This is a genomic window from Denitrificimonas halotolerans (genome assembly GCF_034259425.1).
Taxonomy (GTDB): Bacteria; Pseudomonadota; Gammaproteobacteria; order Pseudomonadales; family Pseudomonadaceae; genus Denitrificimonas; species Denitrificimonas halotolerans.
The window spans coordinates 260377-282854 of the sequence record NZ_JAXIVU010000001.1 but is presented as its reverse complement, the minus strand read 5'-3'; the positions used below and the strand labels follow the sequence as shown (position 1 = coordinate 282854).

Here is a 22478-nt window from a genome sequence, read left to right as displayed (position 1 = left end):
TGTGATGTGAAAATAAGTTGTTTAGGGAAATATTGGGTGAGTTATTATGTGTGGGTTTTGTAAAGGTATTTATGTTGCAGTGAAATGATGGCAGGGTGTTCAACTGTAGGATGGCTAATATCAGTGGGGATATCATTCTCTAGGCAATAAAAAACCGGCTTAAGCCGGTTTTTTATTGAACATGCTGTTGCTATTAAGCAGCTGCTTGAGCCATCGCTTTGATGCGTTGGTTTAAGCGACTCTTATTGCGAGCAGCTTTGTTCTTATGGATGATGCCTTTATCGGCCATGCGGTCGATAACAGGTACAGCTGCTGTGTAAGCCGCTTTAGCTTTTTCTAAATCGTTAGCTTCGATGGCTTTAACTACATTTTTGATGTAGGTACGCACCATAGAACGCATACTTGCGTTTTGGTTGCTACGCTTCGCAGCCTGTTTAGCGCGTTTGATGGCAGAAGGGCTGTTGGCCACGTCGTACTCCTCGAAAACTTTAAGTTGAATGTATCAAAATAGGCCGCGAATAATGCGGTCTATTGAAGGTTTTGTCAAGTGATTGATACTAAAAAAACAGAGAAACACTGAATATGTGTTTATCGTTAAGCAGTAATTCAATATTGTCGCGCAAAGTATACGCACATGAAAGAGAGATTGCATGCTTTCTCTATAATCTTTATGGCATACCTTGGTTTAAGTGACTAAACTTGTGCGTTGAATTTGGAAGGGGCCATCATGAGCAACACCGCTGAAACACCAACAAAACTTAAAGCCTCCAGTCTTTTGCGATCAAGCGCAGTTGTGAGTGTGATGACTATGATTTCTCGAGTGCTAGGCATGATTCGGGACATGGTTATGGCTAGTTATTTTGGCTCTAGCGCATCTGCTGACGCATTTTTTGTCGCCTTTAAGATCCCTAATTTTTTACGCCGACTGTTTGCTGAAGGAGCCTTTGCACAAGCTTTTATTCCGGTGTTGTCCGAATATCGAGAGAAGCGATCCTTTGCTGATGTAAAGCTGTTGGTGGATCGTACTGCAGGTATGCTGGGTTTGATTTTGACTGCGCTCACTGCACTAGGTGTGGTGATGTCTCCTTATTTGATTATGTTATTTGCCCCAGGCTTCCATGATGAACCAAGTAAAATGCAGCTAGCAGGGGAGTTGCTGCGCATCACCTTTCCTTACTTGTTGCTTATTTCATTAACAGCTTTCTGTGGCGCTATTTTGAATAGTTATGGGCGCTTTGCTGTACCTGCTTTTACTCCGGTTTTGTTGAATCTTTCGATGATAGGTTCAACACTTTTCTTAACTCCGTACTTTACTGAGCCAGTGATGGCGTTGGCTTGGGGAGTGTTTATTGCCGGGGTGGCGCAATTATTATTTCAAATGCCGTTCCTATGGAAAATGCGACTATTACCACGTCCACGGGTGGTTGCTAAAGACCCAGGGGTAAAGCGGATTATGTTGTTGATGCTACCTGCGCTATTTGGAGTGTCGGTCAGTCAAATTAATCTATTACTGGATACGGTCTTGGCATCCTTTTTGCAGACAGGTAGTGTGTCTTGGTTGTATTACGCTGACCGCTTGTCGGAATTGCCATTAGGGGCCTTCGGAATTGCCATTGGAACAGTGATTTTGCCGGCTTTGTCGCGTCATCACGCCACAGAGAAACCGGAGGACTTTTCCAATACGATTGATTGGGCGTTGCGGATGGTGTTGCTTGTTGGCGTGCCAGCAGCTTTGGCTTTAGCCGTTTTGGCCGAGCCATTAATTGCCACTTTGTTCTTTTATGGTGCTATGACTGCGGCTGACGTCAGCCAAGCAGCTGCAGCGCTGCAAGCCTATGCGCTGGGTGTGTTAACCTTTATGTTAATTAAAGTCCTTGCGCCAGGCTTTTTTGCACGTCAAGACTTAAAAACACCGGTAAGAATTGCCATTATTTGTATGGTGATCAACATGTTGCTCAATCTTATTTTGATTTGGCCGTTGCAGCATGTTGGGCTTGCCTTAGCAACATCCTTGGCAAGTATGCTCAATGCGGGCTTGTTGCTGTTAGGGTTATACCGTACAGGTGTCTATAAGCCTGCCCCTGGATGGCTGTTGTTTGCTTTACGCCTAACAATCGCTTGTGTTGCTATGTTAGCGTTAGTGTTTTGGTTGAATGAGCCCAGTAATGAGTGGTTTGCTTGGGGTTGGCACCAAAGAGCATGGCAAGTAGCAGTCTTAGTGTGTGGTGGTATGGTGGTATTCGCTGTGGCTTTATTTGCCAGTGGTATAAGAATGCGTCATTTACGCCGTTAAACTGGTCAAAGGTGCGTCAATACCTTGGCTGTGGTTATAATCAGAGTCTTTTCTGGCAAGATAACAATTATGCAATTGGTTCGCGGTTTACATAATGTACGTCCAGCTCATCATGGATGCGTTGCTACGATAGGAAATTTTGATGGTGTTCATTTAGGGCATCGGGCGATTTTAACGCGTCTGCGCAACAGTGCTGCTCGTCTCAATTTGCCCAGTTGTGTGATTGTTTTTGAGCCGCAGCCTCGGGAGTTTTTTAACCCTGACACAGCACCGGTACGTCTGACACGCTTGCGCGATAAACTCCAATTGTTTGCTGAAGCAGGGATTGATCAAGTCTTATGTATCGCTTTTAATAAGCGCTTCCGTCAGCTTTGTGCTGAAGATTTTGTGCAAAGAGTTTTGGTTGATGCTTTAGGAATCAAACATTTGCAAGTAGGGGATGACTTTCGTTTTGGCTGTGATCGAGCCGGTGACTTTGCGTTCTTGCAAGGGGCAGGGCAACGTTGTGGTTTTAGCGTAGAGCCTACGGCAACCGTTGAAATTGATGGACAGCGAGTCAGCAGCACCCGCGTACGTGCCGCTTTAGCTGAGGCTGATTTTGTTTTAGCCGAGCGCTTACTAGGTCGCCCTTATAATATTGATGGGCGTGTATTACACGGACAAAAGTTGGGCCGAACTTTGAATGCGCCCACGGCCAATGTGCAGTTAAAGCGCCATCGAGCTCCTTTGCATGGCGTTTATTTGGTTTCTGTGCGGCTGCGCAGTGGGCGGCAGGTACCAGGTGTTGCTAATATAGGCACTCGCCCTACGGTAGACAGTGGGCAGCGAGCACATCTAGAAGTACATTTATTGAATTTTTCTGGCGATTTATATGGCCAGCACATTGACGTTACTTTTCATCAGAAAATACGTGACGAGAAACGTTTTGAATCTTTGCCTCACCTACAAGAGGCGATTGCTGCGGATATCGCGCAGGCAAATACACTTTGGCAGCATTATCACACCCTTTAATGAGTGACTTGGAATCGACATGACCGACTATAAAATGACGCTGAACCTGCCGAAAACGGCATTTCCGATGAGAGCAGGCCTACCCAATCGTGAGCCGCAAATGCTGGAGTACTGGAACAGCATTAACCTGTATCAGAAAATGCGTCAGATTGGCGAAGGTCGTCCTCGGTTTATTTTGCATGATGGCCCACCCTATGCAAATGGCAATATTCACATTGGTCATGCAGTGAATAAGGTCATTAAAGATATGATTGTGCGCAGTAAAACACTGGCTGGCTTCGATGCTCCTTATGTGCCAGGTTGGGACTGTCATGGTTTACCCATTGAGCACCGTGTTGAAGTGAAACATGGCAAAAACTTGCCGGCTGATAAGGTGCGTGAATTATGTCGTGCTTATGCTGAAGAGCAAGTAGAGGGGCAGAAAGCAGAGTTTATTCGCCTCGGTGTAGTGGGTGACTGGGAGAACCCCTATAAGACTATGGATTTTGCCAATGAGGCAGGAGAAGTACGTGCTTTAGCCAAAATGGTTGAGGGCGGTTTTGTTTTTAAAGGCCTAAAACCAGTGAACTGGTGTTTTGATTGCGGCTCTGCTTTAGCTGAGGCAGAAGTTGAATATCAAGATAAACGTTCAGAAGCCATTGATGTGGGCTTTAACAGTGTTGATTTAGACAGACTTGCGAAAGCATTTTCTTTGTCAGTCATCGACAAAAATGTACAGGTCGTAATTTGGACAACTACACCTTGGACTATTCCTGGCAACCAAGCGCTGAATATCCATCCCGAAGCAATTTATGCATTAGTTGATGTTGGCGATAAGATTTTGCTACTAGCGGAAACCTTAGTTGAAGATTGCTTGGTACGTTATGGGCTGGAAGGTGAAGTTATTGCTCGCTGTGAGGGTACTGCCTTAGAGTTGTTAGAGTTCCAACATCCGTTTTATGATCGAGTTGCACCTGTTTATTTAGCTGATTATGTTGAGTTAGATGCTGGTACAGGTATCGTTCACTCTGCGCCGGCTTATGGTGAGGATGACTTCTATACCTGTAAACGCTACGGCATGAGCAATGATGACATTCTGAGTCCAGTGCAAAGCAATGGCGTTTATGTGGATGACCTCCCTTTCTTTGGTGGGCAATTCATTTGGAAAGCAAATGCCAATATTGTAGAAAAGCTGAAAGAAGTCGGTGCGTTACTTAAGTATGAGCCGATTGAGCATAGTTATATGCATTGCTGGCGTCATAAAACACCGCTGATTTACCGCGCCACAGCGCAGTGGTTTGTAGGTATGGATAAGAAGCCTGAGCAAGGTGTCGCTTTGCGTGAAAGGGCACTGCAAGCTATTGAGGAAACTGAATTTACACCGGCTTGGGGTAAAGCACGTTTGCATAACATGATTGCAGGTCGTCCAGATTGGTGTATTTCTCGCCAACGTAGCTGGGGTGTACCAATTCCATTTTTCTTACATAAAGCAACAGGTGAACTGCACCCGCGCACCGTTGAATTAATGGAAAATGTAGCACAGCGGATCGAGAAGGAAGGTATTGAAGCATGGTTTAAGTTGGACCCTGCTGAGTTGATCGGTGATGAAGCTGCTGACTATGATAAGGTTACTGACACCTTAGATGTGTGGTTTGATTCAGGCACAACACACTGGCATGTGCTGCGTGGGTCACATCCACTAGGTCACGAGCAGGGTCCACGTGCTGACTTGTATTTAGAGGGTTCGGATCAACATCGGGGTTGGTTTCATTCATCCTTGCTTACCGGTTGTGCTATTGATGGTCATGCGCCTTATCGTGGCTTACTGACTCATGGTTTTACCGTGGATGAAAAAGGCCGAAAAATGTCTAAGTCTTTGGGCAATGTGGTTGCGCCACAAACCGTGAATAATAGTTTAGGTGCTGATATTTTACGCCTTTGGGCATCTTCTGCTGACTATTCAGGTGAAATGGCCGTCTCAGATACTATTTTGCAGCGTAGCGCAGATGCTTATCGCCGCATTCGTAATACGGCACGTTTCTTACTTTCGAATTTAGAAGGTTTTGATCCTGCAAGTGATTGTGTTCCAGTTGAGCAGATGATTGAACTGGACCGTTGGGCGGTGGATGCGGCGGCTCGTTTGCAAGATGAAATTACCCAAGCGTACAGTGAATATCGTTTCCATAACGTTTATCAGAAAGTACATAACTTTTGTGTACAAGAGTTAGGTAGTTTCTATCTGGATATTATTAAAGACCGTCAGTACACCACGGGCGCTGATAGCCTGCCGCGTCGTTCGTGCCAGACAGCCTTGTACCATATCATTGAAGCATTAGTTCGTTGGATTGCTCCGATCTTAGTCTTTACTGCCGATGAAATTTGGCAGCATATTCCCGGGGAGCGTAACGAGTCAGTCATTCTGAATACTTGGTATGAAGGTTTATCACGTCTTCCGGCTGACAGTACGTTAAGTAGTGAATACTGGACAGAGTTAATGGCTGTGAAAGTAGCCGTGAATAAAGAGTTGGAAAATCAGCGCAATGCCAAAGTGATTGGCGGCAACTTGCAGGCTCAGGTTACCCTGTATGCTGACGCCCAGTTGGCTGAGCAGTTGAGTCTGCTAGGTGATGAGTTGCGTTTTGTTTTAATTACGTCCACGGCTCAAGTGGCGGACTTGGCTGCAGCACCGGCTGATGCAGTGACGACGGATATCGAAGGCTTAAAGCTGCAGATTACTAAGTCAGAAGAGCCTAAGTGCGCGCGTTGCTGGCATCATCGTGCGGATGTTGGTTCTATCGCGGAGCATCCAGATGCTTGTGCCCGTTGTGCTGATAACTTAGACGGTGAAGGCGAAGTTCGCCAGTATGCATAAAACGCCATTGTATGATGGTCATTAGACGGCAGCTCGCTTGCATCAAGCATGATTCGTCAGGCACCCTAATTTAGTGCTGCCTGACGAGTTATTAACTGCTGTGCTAGATAGTTTGCCACGAATCCTCATTTTTTCTTCATGTGTAGGAGCCTCGGATGATGGCTGCGCGTTTTGGCAAATTGGCTTGGCTTTGGTTGAGTCTCGTGGTGATTGTAGCTGATCAAGTTACCAAGCATTGGGTTGACGCTAATGTTGACTTGTACCAACAGATAGTGGTGATTCCTGATGTGTTCAGTTGGACTTTGGCTTATAACCGAGGTGCAGCTTTTAGCTTTTTAGCCAGTGAGTCGGGTTGGCAGCGTTGGTTCTTTGCCATAATTGCTTTGGCGGTCAGCGTGGTCCTAGTCATTTGGATTAAACGTTTGAAGCAGAATGAAACCTGGTTAGCGATTGCCTTAGTGCTAGTATTAGGCGGGGCGATTGGCAATTTATATGACCGCATAGTTTTAGGCCACGTGGTTGATTTTATTTTAGTGCACTGGAAAACTCAGTGGTATTTCCCTGCCTTTAACATTGCCGATAGCGCGATTACGGTCGGAGCGGTAATGCTGGCGTTAGATATGCTGCGTGGCAATAAGTCAGCCAACAGCAGCACAACTGGAGCGCGAAGCAATGAGTGAACAGCGTATTGGGCAAAATAGCACGGTAACCTTGCATTTTGCTCTGAAGTTTGAGAACGGCGACATTGTTGACAGTAATTTTGAAAAAGACCCTGCAACCTTTACAGTCGGTGATGGTAGTTTACTTCCAGGTTTTGAGAATAAGCTTTTTGGCCTTAAGAAAGGGGACAAACGCAGTTTTGCTGTACAACCCGAAGAAGGTTTTGGTACACCAAATCCACAAAATGTACAGGTGATGCCGCGTAATCAATTTGATGGTATGGAGTTAGATTACGGTATTTTAGTGATTTTTCAAGATGCAGCAGGTGGTGAAATGCCCGGGGTGGTGAAGGCATTTAATGATCAGCAGGTTACCGTAGATTTTAATCACCCATTAGCGGGTAAAGTGATTACTTTTGATGTTGAAATTATTACTGTGCACAACAGCACATCATAAAATAGATAGGGCGGTATGAATGCGCATTAAATTAGCAAATCCACGAGGCTTCTGTGCTGGTGTTGATCGTGCAATTGAAATTGTGAACCGTGCATTAGAGGTTTTTCAGCCGCCGATCTATGTGCGTCATGAAGTTGTGCACAATAAGTTTGTTGTTGAAGACTTACGTGAGCGGGGGGCGATTTTTGTTGAAGAGCTACACCAAGTTCCTGATGACAATATTGTTATTTTTAGTGCGCATGGTGTCTCTAAAGCGGTCCGAGATGAAGCTGAGCGACGTGGTCTAAAAGTTTTTGACGCAACCTGTCCATTGGTCACTAAGGTCCACTTGGAGGTCGTACGGTACAGTAATCAGGGGCGCGAGTGTGTGCTGATTGGGCATGCGGGTCATCCTGAGGTTGAAGGTACTATGGGGCAGTATGATGATCGTCAGGGTGGGCACATTTATCTCGTAGAAAATGAGGAAGATGTTGCAACTTTAGTCGTCAAAAACCCTGAAACTTTGGCTTTTGTGACTCAAACTACTTTATCGATGGATGATACTAGTCGAGTGATTGATGCGTTAAAACAACGCTTTCCAGCAATCAGTGGTCCGCGCAAAGATGATATTTGCTATGCCACACAAAATCGTCAAGATGCGGTTAAGCAGTTGGCTGCTGCTTGTGATGTGGTTTTAGTAGTGGGTAGTCCTAATAGCTCAAACTCCAACCGCTTACGTGAGTTGGCTGATCGCATGGATACACCTGCGTATTTGATTGATGGGGCGGAAGATCTAAAGCCTGAATGGTTCACTCAGAACTCAGTTATTGGAGTAACAGCAGGAGCTTCAGCACCTGAGGTGTTGGTGCAAGGGGTGATTGATCGGCTGCGTGAGTGGGGTGCACGAATGGCTGAAGAGCTCGATGGGCGCCCTGAAAATGTAACCTTCTCAATGCCCAAAGAGTTACGTGTTGTAGCTGTCGACTCATGACAGTGGTGAAGTATAGTGCATCGAATGTAAGCAAGCTGTGGCGTCATTGCTGATGTTTTACTGCAAAGCTGTTCAGTCAGCGAATATTGTGATGCTGTTTTTAAAATTGATCTGAGTGCTGCCAGAAAGCTTGTTAGGCAGCAATAACAGCGCCGCATGCCGCGCGGCTTATGAAGAGGAATGACCGTGAAAAAAGTAGTAATCAGTGGTACAGGCCTATTTACTCCCGCGCAAAGTATTTCTAATGACGAGTTGGTTGCTGCGTTTAATGCGTGGGTTGAGCTGTTCAATGCCGAACACGCTGAGGAAATTGAGCGTGGTGAAGTTGAGGCTAAATTAGAATCGAGCTCAGCTTTTATTGAGAAGGCTTCGGGTATTAAAAGCCGTTTTGTCATGGACAAGGCGGGTATTTTAGATCCTCAACGAATGAAACCAAATATTCCGGAGCGCTCTAACGACGAGTGGGGTGTTTTGTGTGAAATGGCAGTGGCTGCTGCTAAAGAAGCATTAGAGCGTTCTTGTCGTACAACAGCTGATATTGATGGTGTAATTGTTGCGTGCTCCAATTTGCAAAGAGCCTATCCGGCAATAGCGATTGAGGTGCAAACTGCGTTAGGCATTGAAGGCTTTGCCTATGATATGAATGTGGCTTGTTCATCAGCAACTTTTGGTATTCAAGCTGCAGTAAGCGCCATTCAAACTGGTCAGGCGCGTTCTATTTTGATGGTTAACCCTGAAATTTGTACAGGGCATTTAAACTTCCGTGACCGTGACAGCCATTTCATTTTCGGTGATGCTTGTACTGCGGTTATTTTAGAAGATGCTGACCAAGCGAGTGCTAAGCATCAATGGGAAGTGCTTGGCACTAAGCTTTTTACTCAGTTTTCTAACAGTATTCGTAATAACTTTGGTTATTTGAACCGTTGTGCAGAAGAAGGCATAGGTGCTGAGGATAAACTTTTTGTCCAAGAAGGGCGTAAAGTGTTCCGTGAGGTGTGCCCTAAAGTTGCTAGCTTAATTGCAGAGCATTTAGAATCGCTGCAAATTGATGTGCAAGATGTGCAACGCTTTTGGTTGCATCAAGCGAACTTGAATATGAATTTATTGATTACACGTAAATTATTGGGGCGCGATGCAACGTCAGCGGAAGCACCAGTAATTCTTGATACTTATGCGAATACCAGTTCTGCAGGTTCAGTCATTGCTTTGCACTTGCACCAAGATGATTTAGACAGTGGTGCGCTTGGTGTGCTCAGCTCCTTCGGGGCAGGTTATTCTATTGGTAGTGTAGTCTTGCGCAAGGTCTAACCATGAATAGGCCTAAGGTTACATTACTTTAGTTTGTGGAATGGTCAGAAAAGCCAAGTTTTAACTTGGCTTTTTGCGTTTATAGAGGAGAGCCTGATGTATACATTTGTTTTTTATGTGCCGCAGTCCCATTTGGCAGAAGTGAAGCATGCAGTTTTTGCTGCAGGTGCTGGCAGTATTGGGAATTATCAACATTGCTGTTGGCAAGTTTTAGGTCAGGGGCAGTTCCAACCAATGCCGGGAAGTCAGCCATTTACTGGTCAGCAAGATCAATTATCGCAGGTGGCTGAGTGGCGGGTGGAGATGGTGGTGGATGATGTGCTAATGCCTGCTGTAATGGCCGCGTTTAGATCGGTGCACCCTTACGAAGAGCCTGCTTATGCTGTATACCGCTTGGAAGATTTTTAGCTTTACTGTCATTTAAAGTTCATGCTTTAGCCATTGAGCTGTCATTCAATGTTGTCAGTATTCTCTGCAGCAACAGTGCTTTACAGCCTACTGTTTTTGCCAATAGTAAGGGGATTATTGAATGAATCGCATGCGTACAAAGACAGCCGTTTATAAGGTTTTTACTGTGAGCTCTTTAGCAGTGCTGATTTCAGCACAAGCAGTGGCAGGAACGGTAATCACTGACGGTCCTGATATCACTATAAAAACTAAAGGTGGCTTTGCCGCAGCAACCGTGGATCAGGCCTTTTCTTTTAAGTTAGGTGGCCGTATCCAAGCTGACTTTGATCAGTTTGATGGGATTTATACTAAAAATGGTAAAAGCGCCAATGAGGCGTACTTTCGACGTGCCATTTTAGAAGTGTCGGGGCATGCTTATCACGACTGGCAGTATGCATTTAAGCTCAATTTTGCAGATGATGGCAGTAGCAAATGGGATGAAGCCTCCATTGCATACACAGGCTTTAAGCCAGTAAAAGTCAAAGTAGGTCGTTTTGACCCAGATTTTGGTTTAGAAAAAGCCACCAGCTCCAAATGGATCAGTACCATTGAGCGCTCGGTCATCTATGACGCAGGTGATTGGGTTAATGACAAGCAAGACGGCATGGGTATTCAAGTGAGCGGTACTGGCGGAATATTTTACGGCTCTGCAGGGATTAACCGCGCCAAAGATAACGAAGACAGTGATGGCAGCAATAACAATACCTATAACCTGCGCGGTGTGATTGCACCTATGGCTGAAGCAGGTAATGTGCTGCATTTTGGTTTGAATTATGCCAAGCGTAGTACTGAAGACTTTGATGGGCGTATTCGGTCCCGCCTTGGTGTTCGTGGTACAACTGAAGATAAAAAGAATGGCAATCGTCCTGTATTGGCTAGTGGGCAAGGTGGTCAGTTTGATGGTGATACTGCTTGGGGTTTAGAGGCAGCCTATGCGCGTGGACCTTTTTCAGTACAAAGTGAATACCTGCGTCGTAACATTGATGCTAAATCCGGCTCAGTAATGAAAGATCGTCAAGTGGATGGTTATAACGTGCAGTTGGCCTATACCCTTACTGGTGAAGCACGTGGTTATAAATTAAGTGGTGGTAAGTTTGACGCGATCAAACCGAGTAATAAGCAGCTAGGCGCTTGGGAGTTGGTATATCGCTACGATGATTTAACTGTCACGGATGCCGATAGGGACCTTACAAGCAGCTTCTATGACACTGAAGCTAAGGTGCATACCTTAGGGGTGAACTGGTATGCCAATGATGCGGTTAAAGTTTCAGCGAACTATCTAAAAGCTAAAACCGATAAAGTGATGAATACAAAAGGTGATGATAATGGCGACGCTTTCAGTTTGCGTTTTCAGTACGTTTTTTAGGTGTTTAGTCATTACATGGTCGGCAGTGTAGTTTTTGACCCCGCTTTGGCGGGGTTTTTTTATTTATAAGAACAAAATTAGCTTTTTTCTCCGTCAATGCTGACTTTTAGCGTAAAACTAGGCATATTCTGTATGACATTTTCATCGGCAAGGTTTTCGAATGGCGTCTTTTTTAGTTTTGCATGGGCCTAATCTAAATTTATTAGGAACACGCGAGCCTGATGTATACGGTGCGACAACTTTAGAACAAATTAATCAGGGGTTACTGCAACACGCGCAGGCTTTAGGCCATGAGTTATATTGCTTTCAAAGCAATGCTGAATATCAACTAATTGACCGAATTCATGCCGCTCGTGAGGAGCAGATTGATTGTATAATCATCAATCCAGCAGCTTTTACTCATACAAGCGTCGCATTGCGTGACGCATTGCTTGCTGTGAACATCCCATTCTTTGAAGTGCACCTTTCTAATGTGCACAAAAGAGAACAGTTTCGTCATCATTCCTATTTCTCAGATGTCGCGGTAGGAGTGGTTTGCGGTTTAGGTGCTAACGGTTACCGTTTCGCTTTGGACGCCGCGTTTGATCACATTAAAAAATAACCTCTAATTTGGAGTCACAGTTTATGGATATTCGTAAAGTTAAAAAACTCATTGAATTGCTAGAAGAGTCTGGTATTGATGAGTTGGAAATTCATGAAGGCGAAGAGTCGGTTCGTATTAGCCGACATAGCAATCAGCCAGCACAGCAAACTGTATATGCGCCCGCTCCACAAGCAGCAGCGCCAGCACCTGCGCCAACAGCTGCTCCGGCTGCAGCTCCAGCTGCTGACGCAGCCGCAGCTCCACAGCTGAAAGGTACTGTAGCACGCTCACCAATGGTTGGTACTTTTTATAGTGCTGCCTCACCGACTTCACAGGACTTTGTAAGCGTGGGCCAGACAGTTAAGAAAGGCGATGTTTTGTGCATCGTAGAAGCAATGAAGATGATGAACCACATCGAAGCTGAAGTGAGTGGAGTAATTGATTCTATTTTGGTAGAAAACGGCCAGCCGGTTGAGTATGACCAGCCATTATTCACCATTGTCTAACGACTTAGGAGTTTAACAATGTTGGAAAAAGTCCTAATCGCTAACCGTGGTGAGATTGCTTTGCGCGTAATTCGTGCATGTAAAGAGTTAGGTATTAAAACTGTTGCGGTGCACTCCACAGTGGACCGCGAGTTAATGCACTTATCCTTAGCGGATGAGTCGGTATGCATCGGTCCTGCACCAGGTGCGCAATCTTATTTAAATATCCCTGCTATTATTGCTGCAGCTGAAGTGACTGGAGCTACGGCTATTCACCCAGGTTATGGTTTTTTAGCAGAGAATGCAGATTTTGCAGAGCAAGTTGAAGAGTCGGGCTTTATTTTTGTTGGTCCTAAAGCTGAGACGATTCGCCTGATGGGTGATAAAGTTTCTGCTAAAGCAGCAATGATAGCTGCAGGTGTCCCTGTAGTGCCAGGGTCGGATGGTCCACTACCAGAAGACCCAGAACAAGCGTTGGCTATTGCTCGTGAAGTTGGTTATCCAGTGATCATTAAAGCTTCAGGCGGTGGTGGCGGGCGTGGTATGCGCGTTGTGTACAAAGAAGAAGACTTAATTCGTGCCGCCGAATTAACGCGCAATGAAGGTGCACAAATTTTTGGCAACCCAATGGTGTACTTAGAAAAGTACCTGGTGAACCCACGCCACGTTGAAATTCAAGTTTTAGCAGATGGTCAAGGTAATGCGATTCACTTAGGTGATCGAGATTGCTCTTTGCAGCGTCGTCACCAGAAAGTGATTGAAGAGGCGCCAGCTCCTTACATTGATGAAGAAGCGCGTCAGCGCGTGTATGCACGCTGTATCAAAGCTTGTAATGAAATTGGTTACCGTGGTGCAGGTACTTTTGAGTTTTTGTATGAAGATGGCCACTTCTATTTCATTGAGATGAACACCCGTATTCAGGTTGAACACCCGATTACAGAGATGATTACGGGTATTGATATCGTTAAAGAAATGTTGAGTATTGCAGGTGGCAATAAACTCTCTATTAAGCAGGAAGATGTTGTCATGAAGGGACACTCCATTGAGTGTCGTATCAACGCTGAAGATTCAGACAACTTCATGCCAAGCCCAGGCTTAGTGAAGCATTTCCACGCACCAGGCGGTAACGGTGTACGTATCGATTCTCACTTATATAGTGGCTACACCGTACCACCAAATTATGACTCCCTGATTGGTAAAGTCATTACTTGGGGTGCGACTCGTGAGGAGTCTATGGCACGTATGCGTAATGCTCTTGATGAAATCATTATTGATGGTATTAAGAGCAACGTGGCGTTGCATCGTGACTTGATCAATGACAAAGGTTTCTGCGAAGGGGGTGTGAATATTCACTACCTTGAAAAGAAGCTGGGTATGTCAGCGAAATAATAGTTGGGGTGACCTAAAAAAGCCGATCTATAGATCGGCTTTTTTATTTGTATGTGCTTTTAGTACTGGTGTTAGGAATAAATATAAAATCAGCTGTGGTGAGTTTAGCGGCCACGTAAGAAAAGCTTATCGAGCTCATCCATTCCAAGCTGTGTCCAGGTTGGGCGACCGTGATTGCACTGACCACTGCGTTCGGTGATCTCCATATCGCGCAGTAAAGCATTCATCTCCACTAAAGTTAAACGGCGATTAGCACGTACAGCACCATGGCAGGACATAGTAGCTAACAATTCGTTAATGTGGGCTTGGATTTTATCGCTGGTGCCGTATTCCATTAAGTCTGCTAAGACATCACGTACTAGCTCGGCAGCATCAGCTTGTTTGAGTAAGGCAGGAATTTGGCGAATAGCAATGCTTTCTGGGCCTAAACCTTGCAGTTCAAAGCCGAGCTGAGTAAACCATTGGGTATATTGTTCAGCACAATCCACTTCGCGTTCGCTGAGAGCGAGAGTTTCTGGAACCAAGAGTGGTTGTCCGCGTAAGCCTTCTTCGGCCATAGCGACTTTCAAACGTTCATACATCACTCGTTCGTGGGCTGCATGCATATCCACCAATATTAAACCTTGTTGGTTTTCTGCAAGGATATAAATGCCCTTAAGTTGCGCAATAGCAAACCCTAGGGGAGGGATATCTTCTTGTGTAGACTCTGCTAGATTGTCTAGAGGCTGGGTGAATTTTTGGTAAGCAACCTGGTACTGCGCCGTGGTGCGGGATGCTTGTGTCGGTGGTTGGTTATAACCTTTGGAGTTCGTATTGTTTGATTGCGGGCGTTGCTGTAGGTTTAGGTCGTTCTCTTGAAATGTTGGTTCAGTCTTGTTGCTGGTTGTATGGCTAAGTGGAATGTGGCCTTGCGGGCCAAACTCACCAGCTTCTAAGCCACTCACTATAGGCTGGCTCTGTAAGTTCAGAGAGCTGGCAGGTTCCAACTTATCTTCTGGGCGGACATCGGCAATGGCTCGGTGTAAGGTGCTATATAGAAAATCATGTACGCTGCGGTTTTCACGGAAACGAACTTCGTGTTTAGTGGGGTGAACGTTGACATCAACGCTACTTGGATCCAATTCTAAAAATAATACAAAAGCAGGGTGGCGGCCACCATACATGACGTCACGATAAGCTTGACGTACTGCGTGAGCAACGAGTCTGTCACTGACAATACGACCATTAACAAAAAAGTGTTGCATGTCTGCGCGACTGCGGGAAAAGGTGGGTAAACCAACCCAGCCCCATAAGTGCAAACCATTACGCTCAATATTAATGGGTAGCGCTTGCTCTAAAAAAGCATCGCCGCAAACTGCAGCAATGCGTCGCGCCTGTGAGACTTCATCGTTAGCAGGGTGTAAGGCAAGGACTGACTTGCCGTTGTGGCGTAAATGAAAGGCCACATCGAAACGAGCTAGAGCCATACGTTTGATCACATCTTGTAAGTGATCAAATTCAGTTTTCTCAGTGCGTAAAAACTTGCGGCGTGCAGGTGTGTTGAAGAATAAATCACAGACCTCAACGGTGGTGCCGATAGGGTGGGCTGCTGGCTGCACGCGGGGTTCCATGTCACGACCTTCAACCTCTACTTGCCAAGCTTGATCTGCGTCAGCTGTGCGCGAGGTTAGGGTTAAGCGTGATACTGAACTGATAGAAGCTAGAGCTTCACCACGAAAGCCTAAGCTAGCAACACCTTCTAGATCTTCAAGTGCTGCAATTTTACTAGTGGCGTGACGTGCCAAAGCTAGTGGTAGTTGATCAGCAGGAATACCATGGCCATCGTCGCGGATTTGTAAGCGCTTGACGCCCCCTTGTTCAACATCAATATCAATGCGTTGAGCGCCAGCATCGAGGCAGTTTTCTAGGAGTTCTTTAGCAACTGAAGAGGGTCTTTCAACCACTTCACCAGCGGCAATTTGGTTTGCTAAGCGTGGGCTGAGTAGATGAATGGCACGATTTTCAGTCATTATTGTCCTGCTAAGGTAGTGGCTGGCACTGTGAGTATTTGACCGACCTTCAGGTTGTCTGTTCTAAGTTTATTCGCATTGCGCAATTGTGATGGGCTGACTTGATAGCGTTGTGCAATCAAGGAAAGGCTTTCGCCAGAGCGCACCACATGCTCGCGTGGGCCAATGGCGAGTTTTCCCGAATCCCGTAGCCATGCAACATAGCTGCCTGGTGGTGGGTTTTGTTGGAAGAACTGACGGATACCTGAATGGATGGCGCGGGCCAAAGATTGCTGGTGCGAACGGTTGTTAAGTTTGCGTGATTCGCTAGGGTTCGTAATAAAGCCTGTCTCAACCAAAATAGATGGCATATCAGGCGACTTGAGCACCATAAAGCCTGCTTGTTCGACACGTTTTTTATGTAGGGGTGTAATTCGCCCCATATTGCTTAATACTTTCTGACCGACATCTAGACTGGAAGATAGTGAAGCTGTCATTGATAGGTCAAGCAGCACGCCCGCAAGCATAGCGTCTTTATCATCTAGCTTAACGTTGCCGGCGCCACCAATTAGGTCAGAACGGTTTTCACTATCCGCTAACCAACGAGCCGTTTCCGAGGTGGCTCCACTATCAGATAAAGCAAAGACTGAAGCACCAAAGGCTGACGCTCGTGGAGCTGCATCCGCGTGGATGGAAACAAATAAGTCTGCGCCTTTTTGACGTGCAATGGCTGTGCGGCGACGTAATGGAATAAAGTAGTCGCCGGTACGTACTAATTCTGCGCGGAAACCTTTTTCTGCATTAATTTGACGTTGTAGTTCTTTGGCAATGCTCAGTACAACATTTTTTTCATAGAGTTTGCCTGGTCCTATAGCACCTGGGTCTTCACCGCCGTGCCCAGCATCAATTGCAATGACAATATCACGCTTACCGGAAGCGGGTAATTTGGAAAGTTTAGGCGCTACTGTTGCTTTAGCAGGTGTACCGATGGATTTGCTTGGGCCAATAGTGGCAGTATTACGCGGTGCTTCGTCAAACAAGTCGACTACTAAACGATGTCCATATTTTTGGTTGGGTGCTAGGGTAAAACTTTTAGGAGTGACCTGTTCAGACATATCGAGCACAATACGAAGCTCACCGGCTTTTGGGTTGCCAGTGCGCACTTTGTTAATCGGTGATTGTCCACCGGTCAAGGCTTTCAGTTCAGTGGAAAGTTTGGTTTTTTTTATATCAATCACAATACGGTCTGGAGCGCTTAAAGTGAAAACGTTGTGCTCCACGGGGCCGGTTAGGTCAAATACAAGGCGTGTGTTATCGGGTGCACGCCACAAGCGTACACTATTGATTTGTGTTGATGCATAGGCTTGCACAGGTAAGACTATGCATACAACAAAAGCAGCGAGTAATGATTTAAAGCGCACAGTTATCCTCACTATGTATTTAAGTATGGCTTGCTAAAGCAGCGCACCAACTTTTGCCGCGTGTGCTGAACGGTAATAATCGCACAATTCGTCCAGTATTATGGGCTTTTATGCTGATTTCGAGGTCTGGTTGAGGTAAAAAACCTTGACCTTGTTGTGGCCACTCAATGAGGCACAAGTCATCATCCGCGAAATAATCGCGAATACCGAGATATTCAAGTTCTTCTGGGTCGCTTAAGCGATATAAATCAAAGTGCCAAACCCGTTTGTCGTTTATTTCATAAGGTTCAACTAAAGTAAAGGTGGGGCTTTTAACGGGACCATCATAGCCTAAACCGCGCACGATGCCGCGCGATAATGTGGTTTTTCCAGCACCTAAGTCACCCTGTAAAAAAAGGATGCCATGGCCATCCGTTTGCTGGGCTAAAGCGTACCCCAATGCGGTCATAGCGTTTTCGCCTTCTATGTATAATTCTAGGCTTGGCATGGGCTGTGTTCCTCAAGAAGAGTGCTGATAGTGTGGCACATATCACTGGCTGCGAGGCCGCGCCCTTGTCGTGCAAGATGTTCGCCGGCGCATGCATGCAGCCAAACTGCTAAGCAGCTAGCAGAATAAGCGGGTAGACCTTGAGCGAGCAGAGCAGCAATAACGCCGCTGAGTACATCGCCAAAACCAGCGCCAGCCATTACGGGATGGCCACGTTCTACGCAAGATAAATCCCCAGCGGGGGTCGCAATTAAAGAATGATGCCCTTTTAGCACAACGACAGCATTATAACGTTCTGCGATCTGAAGTGCAGCGTTGTTTCGGTTGGCTTGTACCTGTGCTGTACGGATATTGAGTAAGCGTGCAGCCTCACCTGGGTGTGGGGTTAAAATACACTGCTGAGGTTGGTTGCAGATACCTTGAGCGAGTAGGTTTAAAGCATCTGCATCCCATACCTGAGGTACTGATTGTTGTGTAGCTGTACTTAGCAAGGCTCGTGACCAAGCTGTTTGGCCGAGACCAGGACCTACAACAATGACGCTAGCACGTTGCAAAGGGGGGCGTAACTGAGCGCTGGAGTTGATGGCTAAGGTCATGACTTCTGGTAAACGACTCAAGGCAGCGCTTACATGCTGTTCTCGGGTGGCTAAACTCACCATGCCGGCCCCACAGCGTAAAGCTGCTTGTGCGCTGAGTAAGCCAGCACCACCCATGCCTAAGTCACCGGCAATGATTAAAACATGGCCTAACAGGCCTTTGTGAGTATCGGGTAGTCGAGGAGTAAGGCGGGGTAAGTTGCCAGCATGTATACTGCGGATGTTTTTCATCATGGTTATTACCAGCGGTGCGTATCATAAGAAATAGTATAACGTTTTTAGAGGTGATCTTACATGGTGTCTGAGCAACTTAATCTAATTGCGCTCACTGCATCTATTCGAGAGTGGGCAGAGCAGTTAGGCTTTCAACAGCTTGGTATTACCGATGTGGATTTAAGCGAAGATGCACAACGCTTAGATGCTTTTTTAGCTGAGGGTTATCACGGTGAGATGGATTATATGACTACTCATGGGACGAAACGTTCACGTCCAGCTGAGCTAGTGCCTGGGACTGTACGAGTGATTTCTGTGCGCATGGACTATCTGCCCGAAGACACCCAGATGATGCAAGTTTTGGCTGATTCAGAGCGAGCTTATATATCGCGTTATGCTTTGGGTCGTGATTATCACAAGTTAATTCGGAGGCGTTTGCAGCAACTGGCAGAAAAAATTACTGAAGTCACCGGGCATTTTGGGTATCGTGCTTTTGTCGATAGCGCTCCAGTATTGGAGAAGCCTTTAGCTCGTAAGTCAGGGTTAGGCTGGATGGGTAAGAATACTTTGATTCTGAACCGTAAAGCGGGGAGTTGGTTTTTTTTAGGTGAGTTGTTTATTGATTTGCCCTTACCAATCGATGAACCTGATGATCGCGATCATTGTGGGAGGTGCAGCGCTTGTTTGGATATTTGTCCAACCCAAGCTTTTGTTGGGGAGCGGGTGTTGGATGCACGGCGCTGTATTTCTTATCTGACTATTGAGCTCAAAGGTGCTATTCCAGAAGAGTTGCGTCCTTTGATCGGTAATCGTGTATTTGGTTGTGATGACTGTCAGTTGGTTTGTCCATGGAATCGTTTTGCTAAACCTACCCAAGAGGGTGATTTTCGGCCGCGGCACCGTTTAGATAACAGCACTTTGGCTGAGTTGTTTTTGTGGACTGAAGAGCAGTTTTTAGCACGTAGTCAAGGGTCACCCATTCGGCGTACGGGGTATGAGCGCTGGTTACGTAACTTAGCGGTTGGTCTTGGAAACGCGCCAAGTACCATCCCTGTGATAGAAGCGTTAAAAGCGCGCTTAGATGATCCGTCTGCATTGGTAAAAGAGCATGTACGTTGGGCGCTAGCACAACACCAACAGCTCGATTCTATCAATGCGACAGAATTATCGCATTCTTGATTAATCTTGGGTAAGTCAAGCCAAAGTGCTGAAAAATCGCTATCATGTAAGCCTTTTTGGGCCTGCTTAAGTGCTTTAAATATTATGACAGAATATGATTATCAGCTGGCTTGGGGCATTTATGCCGCTGCGGCTTTAGGTTGCTTATTGGTGAGTTTTTATTTTACGGGTTGGATGTGGCGCTATTTGCGTGAGCCGTTGCGGGTTTGTATTGGAGTATTGCTCTTTACTCCGACCATGGTGGATCCAGAGCGTCATCTTTACGCGCCGGCTTTGGCTATTACTGCCATGGATATACTGTTTAAGCTAGGAAATGATGCTTTACGCTCATTGGCTGATTTGTTGACTTATGGGGCTATTGCTTTTGCAGTGTATGCCGTATTCGTTGTGTTCCGTTTACTGGTGACGCGGTATAAAAGAAGAGTGCAATCTGCCCAAGCTGCACAGAAACAGGAACCATCATCAATTATAGAGCAAGATGCAACTCCAGCTTCTGGTTTGATTGCGCAGCGTTAAGGAAGTTAAATATGTGTGAATTGCTTGGGATGAGCGCTAATGTACCAACCGATGTGGTTTTTAGTTTCACAGGCCTGATGCAGCGTGGCGGTCGCACTGGACCACACCGTGATGGTTGGGGGATTGGTTTTTATGAGGGTAAGGGTTTGCGTTTATTTCAAGACCCGCAAGCCAGTGCAGAGTCAGAAATTGCTCGTTTGGTGCAGCGTTACCCGATTAAAAGCGAAACTGTGATTGGGCATATCCGTCAGGCTAATGTTGGTGCTGTAAGTTTGGCTAATACCCATCCATTTGTGCGTGAAATGTGGGGCCGTAACTGGTGTTTTGCTCACAATGGTCAGCTTGCGGGCTTCACTCCTTTAGATGGGGTTTATCAAACGGTAGGTGATACCGATAGTGAGGCGGCATTTTGTGATTTGTTAAATCGCTTGCGTAGCAGCTGTACCCAAACGTGTACTGTTGCTCAGTTGTTACCGGTGATTGTTGCTGCCTGTGAGGAGTATCGCAGTAAAGGCGTCTTTAATTGTCTGTTGAGTAATGGAGATTGGCTCTTTAGCTATTGCACCACCAAGTTGGCACATATTACCCGTCGTGCGCCCTTTGGTCCGGCAACCTTGAAAGATGCCGATGTCAGTGTGGACTTTCAGGCTGAAACCACACCCAACGACATTGTAACTGTGCTGGCAACAGAGCCCTTAACAGATAATGAAAAATGGCATCTTTATCAGCCTGGAGAGTGGATATTATGGCGTGCCGGTGAAATTGTTGCTCAAAGCCACGGTGATTAAGGGCGGTGTTCGTTATCAGTGGCTTGCGGTATGCTGAGATCTACATAGATTAAGTTGGGTGAGTTGATTATGAGTCGCTCTGTGATTGATTCTGTGTATTGAGCTTTTCTACAAACCGTTGTTCAAGTCTAGGGTGGGGCGAAGCTGTCTAGAGCGAGTCTTTCCGTGAAGTAAGTGCGCTAGGTGTTAACCACTTATGCAGCAGCTAGGTATGCAACAGGTGGGTAACAAAACAGTAGCGCACGGGGTTAATGTTTATTTGGCTAAATAGCTCATACCGGCTTCAAGCCCTTCTATAGTCATGGGATACATTTGGTCATCAACTAATTCGCGCACCATGCCTATTGAGTGAGTATAGTGCCAAGTGTCCCTAGGGTAAGGGTTGAGCCAAATGATTTTTTTAAACTTCTGTTTAAAACGTTGTATCCAGATATAGCCTGGTTCTTCATTCCAGTGTTCAACACTACCACCTGCATGAGAAATTTCATAAGGGGACATCGATGCATCACCGACAAATACCACTTTATAATCTTCTCCGTATTTGTTGAGCACATCTTGAGTTGGGATGCGCTCATTATGACGGCGAGCATTATTTTGCCATAGACCTTCATAAATAAAGTTATGGAAGTAGTAATACTCCAGATGTTTGAACTCCGTTCGGCAGGCAGAGAATAGCTCCTCGCTGGCTTTAATATGTGCATCCATAGAACCGCCAATATCAAACAAGATGAGCAATTTGACAGTATTGCGTCGTTCGGGGCGCATTTGGATATTGAGTAGCCCACCGTCGCGGGCTGTATGATCAATAGTCGCGTCTAAATCAAATTCATTTTCTGCACCTTGGCGAGCAAATTTGCGTAATCGACGTAGAGCAACCTTGATATTACGAGTGCCGATCTCAACTTGATCGTCTAGGTCTTTATAGTCACGCTGCTCCCAAACTTTTACTGCACGACCTTGGCGTTCGCCTTCATTGCCGATACGAATCCCTTCAGGATTATAGCCGCCGGAGCCAAAAGGACTGGTACCGCCGGTACCAATCCACTTGTTGCCACCCTGGTGTTTGCCTTTTTGTTCTTCGAGGCGCTTTTTAAATTCTTCGATGAGTTTGTCAAGGCCGCCCAAAGACTCGATTTTAGCACGCTCTTCTGCACTTAAAGAGCGTTCAAATTCACGGCGTAACCATTCATCAGGAATTAAAGCTTCGATATGTTGGTCAAGGTGTTGGATGCCATCAAAGTAGGCTGCAAAGGCGCGATCAAACTTATCGTAATGACGCTCATCTTTGACTAAGATAGCTCGTGATAAATAATAGAACTCATCCATATCTGCAAACACTACATTGTGTTTTAGCGCATTAATCAAGTCGAGAAGTTCACGCACCGAAACCGGCACTTTAGCGGCGCGCATTTCATTAAATAAATTCAGCAGCATGGCTACAGACCTCTTAAGTAAAAGGTGCAGCGGGCTC

The 22478-nt window shown here is 45.9% G+C and carries 21 protein-coding genes; 15 read left to right on the top strand and 6 right to left on the bottom strand.

What is annotated here, in order from left to right:
* Positions 1-193: 193 nt before the first annotated feature.
* Positions 194-469 (bottom strand): 30S ribosomal protein S20, encoded by a 276-nt coding sequence (rpsT, locus tag TOI97_RS01320; RefSeq protein WP_321552315.1) that lies wholly within the window; start codon positions 467-469, stop codon positions 194-196.
* A gap of 258 nt (positions 470-727) precedes the next feature.
* On the opposite strand from rpsT, the gene murJ reads away from it, so the two are divergent.
* From murJ to accC, 12 genes are all read left to right on the top strand, one after another.
* Complete coding sequence (gene murJ, locus TOI97_RS01315) at positions 728-2293, top strand: murein biosynthesis integral membrane protein MurJ (protein WP_321552314.1); 1566 nt, start codon at positions 728-730, stop codon at positions 2291-2293.
* Positions 2294-2362: 69 nt separating this feature from the next.
* Positions 2363-3304 (top strand): bifunctional riboflavin kinase/FAD synthetase, encoded by a 942-nt coding sequence (ribF, locus tag TOI97_RS01310; protein ID WP_321552313.1) that lies wholly within the window; start codon positions 2363-2365, stop codon positions 3302-3304.
* 19 nt (positions 3305-3323) lie between these two features.
* A complete protein-coding gene (gene ileS, locus TOI97_RS01305) occupies positions 3324-6155 on the top strand; it encodes an isoleucine--tRNA ligase (RefSeq protein ID WP_321552312.1) in 2832 nt (943 codons plus the stop codon).
* A 158-nt stretch (positions 6156-6313) separates the two neighbouring features.
* Positions 6314-6835 carry a signal peptidase II gene (gene lspA, locus TOI97_RS01300; protein ID WP_321552429.1) on the top strand — a complete coding sequence of 174 codons (522 nt, stop codon included), beginning with the start codon at positions 6314-6316 and terminating at the stop codon, positions 6833-6835.
* On the top strand, positions 6828-7271 hold the full coding sequence (gene fkpB, locus TOI97_RS01295; RefSeq protein ID WP_407651289.1) for an FKBP-type peptidyl-prolyl cis-trans isomerase: 444 nt from the start codon (positions 6828-6830) through the stop codon (positions 7269-7271). Before lspA ends, fkpB begins: the two co-directional genes overlap by 8 nt.
* A 19-nt stretch (positions 7272-7290) precedes the next feature.
* Positions 7291-8241: a 4-hydroxy-3-methylbut-2-enyl diphosphate reductase gene (ispH, locus tag TOI97_RS01290; RefSeq protein ID WP_321552311.1), complete on the top strand. Its 951-nt coding sequence runs from the start codon at positions 7291-7293 to the stop codon at positions 8239-8241.
* Between the two features lie 186 nt (positions 8242-8427).
* Positions 8428-9549, top strand: coding sequence for a beta-ketoacyl-ACP synthase III (locus TOI97_RS01285; RefSeq protein ID WP_321552310.1), 1122 nt, complete (start codon positions 8428-8430; stop codon positions 9547-9549).
* 96 nt (positions 9550-9645) lie between these two features.
* Positions 9646-9957: an NGG1p interacting factor NIF3 gene (locus TOI97_RS01280; RefSeq protein ID WP_321552309.1), complete on the top strand. Its 312-nt coding sequence runs from the start codon at positions 9646-9648 to the stop codon at positions 9955-9957.
* Positions 9958-10078: 121 nt separating this feature from the next.
* On the top strand, positions 10079-11362 hold the full coding sequence (locus TOI97_RS01275) for an OprO/OprP family phosphate-selective porin (protein WP_321552308.1): 1284 nt from the start codon (positions 10079-10081) through the stop codon (positions 11360-11362).
* A 160-nt stretch (positions 11363-11522) separates the two neighbouring features.
* Positions 11523-11963 (top strand): type II 3-dehydroquinate dehydratase, encoded by a 441-nt coding sequence (gene aroQ / locus TOI97_RS01270; RefSeq protein ID WP_321552307.1) that lies wholly within the window; start codon positions 11523-11525, stop codon positions 11961-11963.
* Positions 11964-11986: 23 nt separating this feature from the next.
* Positions 11987-12451 (top strand): acetyl-CoA carboxylase biotin carboxyl carrier protein, encoded by a 465-nt coding sequence (gene accB, locus TOI97_RS01265; RefSeq protein ID WP_321552306.1) that lies wholly within the window; start codon positions 11987-11989, stop codon positions 12449-12451.
* Between the two features lie 18 nt (positions 12452-12469).
* A complete protein-coding gene (gene accC / locus TOI97_RS01260) occupies positions 12470-13819 on the top strand; it encodes an acetyl-CoA carboxylase biotin carboxylase subunit (RefSeq protein WP_321552305.1) in 1350 nt (449 codons plus the stop codon).
* 104 nt (positions 13820-13923) lie between these two features.
* Here the strand turns inward: accC and mutL are convergent, their stop codons facing one another.
* Genes mutL through TOI97_RS01240 form a run of 4 tightly spaced genes read right to left on the bottom strand, consistent with a single transcriptional unit; the run spans position 13924 to position 18545 of the window.
* A complete protein-coding gene (gene mutL / locus TOI97_RS01255; RefSeq protein ID WP_321552304.1) occupies positions 13924-15828 on the bottom strand; it encodes a DNA mismatch repair endonuclease MutL in 1905 nt (634 codons plus the stop codon).
* Positions 15828-17189, bottom strand: a complete 1362-nt coding sequence (locus tag TOI97_RS01250; protein ID WP_407651293.1) for an N-acetylmuramoyl-L-alanine amidase — start codon at positions 17187-17189, stop codon at positions 15828-15830. Before TOI97_RS01250 ends, mutL begins: the two co-directional genes overlap by 1 nt.
* A gap of 58 nt (positions 17190-17247) precedes the next feature.
* Positions 17248-17715, bottom strand: a complete 468-nt coding sequence (tsaE, locus tag TOI97_RS01245) for a tRNA (adenosine(37)-N6)-threonylcarbamoyltransferase complex ATPase subunit type 1 TsaE (RefSeq protein WP_321552302.1) — start codon at positions 17713-17715, stop codon at positions 17248-17250.
* Positions 17703-18545 carry an NAD(P)H-hydrate dehydratase gene (locus TOI97_RS01240; protein ID WP_407651288.1) on the bottom strand — a complete coding sequence of 281 codons (843 nt, stop codon included), beginning with the start codon at positions 18543-18545 and terminating at the stop codon, positions 17703-17705. Before TOI97_RS01240 ends, tsaE begins: the two co-directional genes overlap by 13 nt.
* A 60-nt stretch (positions 18546-18605) precedes the next feature.
* On the opposite strand from TOI97_RS01240, the gene queG reads away from it, so the two are divergent.
* The 3 genes from queG (at position 18606) to TOI97_RS01225 (ending at position 21007) form a co-directional block, all read left to right on the top strand.
* The gene (gene queG, locus TOI97_RS01235; protein ID WP_321552301.1) at positions 18606-19703 is read left to right on the top strand and encodes a tRNA epoxyqueuosine(34) reductase QueG; all 1098 of its coding nucleotides are present in this window, start codon (positions 18606-18608) and stop codon (positions 19701-19703) included.
* Between the two features lie 84 nt (positions 19704-19787).
* Positions 19788-20219 carry an MFS transporter gene (locus tag TOI97_RS01230; protein WP_321552300.1) on the top strand — a complete coding sequence of 144 codons (432 nt, stop codon included), beginning with the start codon at positions 19788-19790 and terminating at the stop codon, positions 20217-20219.
* 11 nt (positions 20220-20230) lie between these two features.
* Positions 20231-21007 carry a class II glutamine amidotransferase gene (locus TOI97_RS01225; protein WP_321552299.1) on the top strand — a complete coding sequence of 259 codons (777 nt, stop codon included), beginning with the start codon at positions 20231-20233 and terminating at the stop codon, positions 21005-21007.
* A 255-nt stretch (positions 21008-21262) separates the two neighbouring features.
* Here TOI97_RS01225 and TOI97_RS01220 read toward each other — a convergent pair whose 3' ends face one another.
* Positions 21263-22441, bottom strand: a complete 1179-nt coding sequence (locus TOI97_RS01220) for a vWA domain-containing protein (RefSeq protein ID WP_321552298.1) — start codon at positions 22439-22441, stop codon at positions 21263-21265.
* Positions 22442-22478 lie beyond the last annotated feature (37 nt).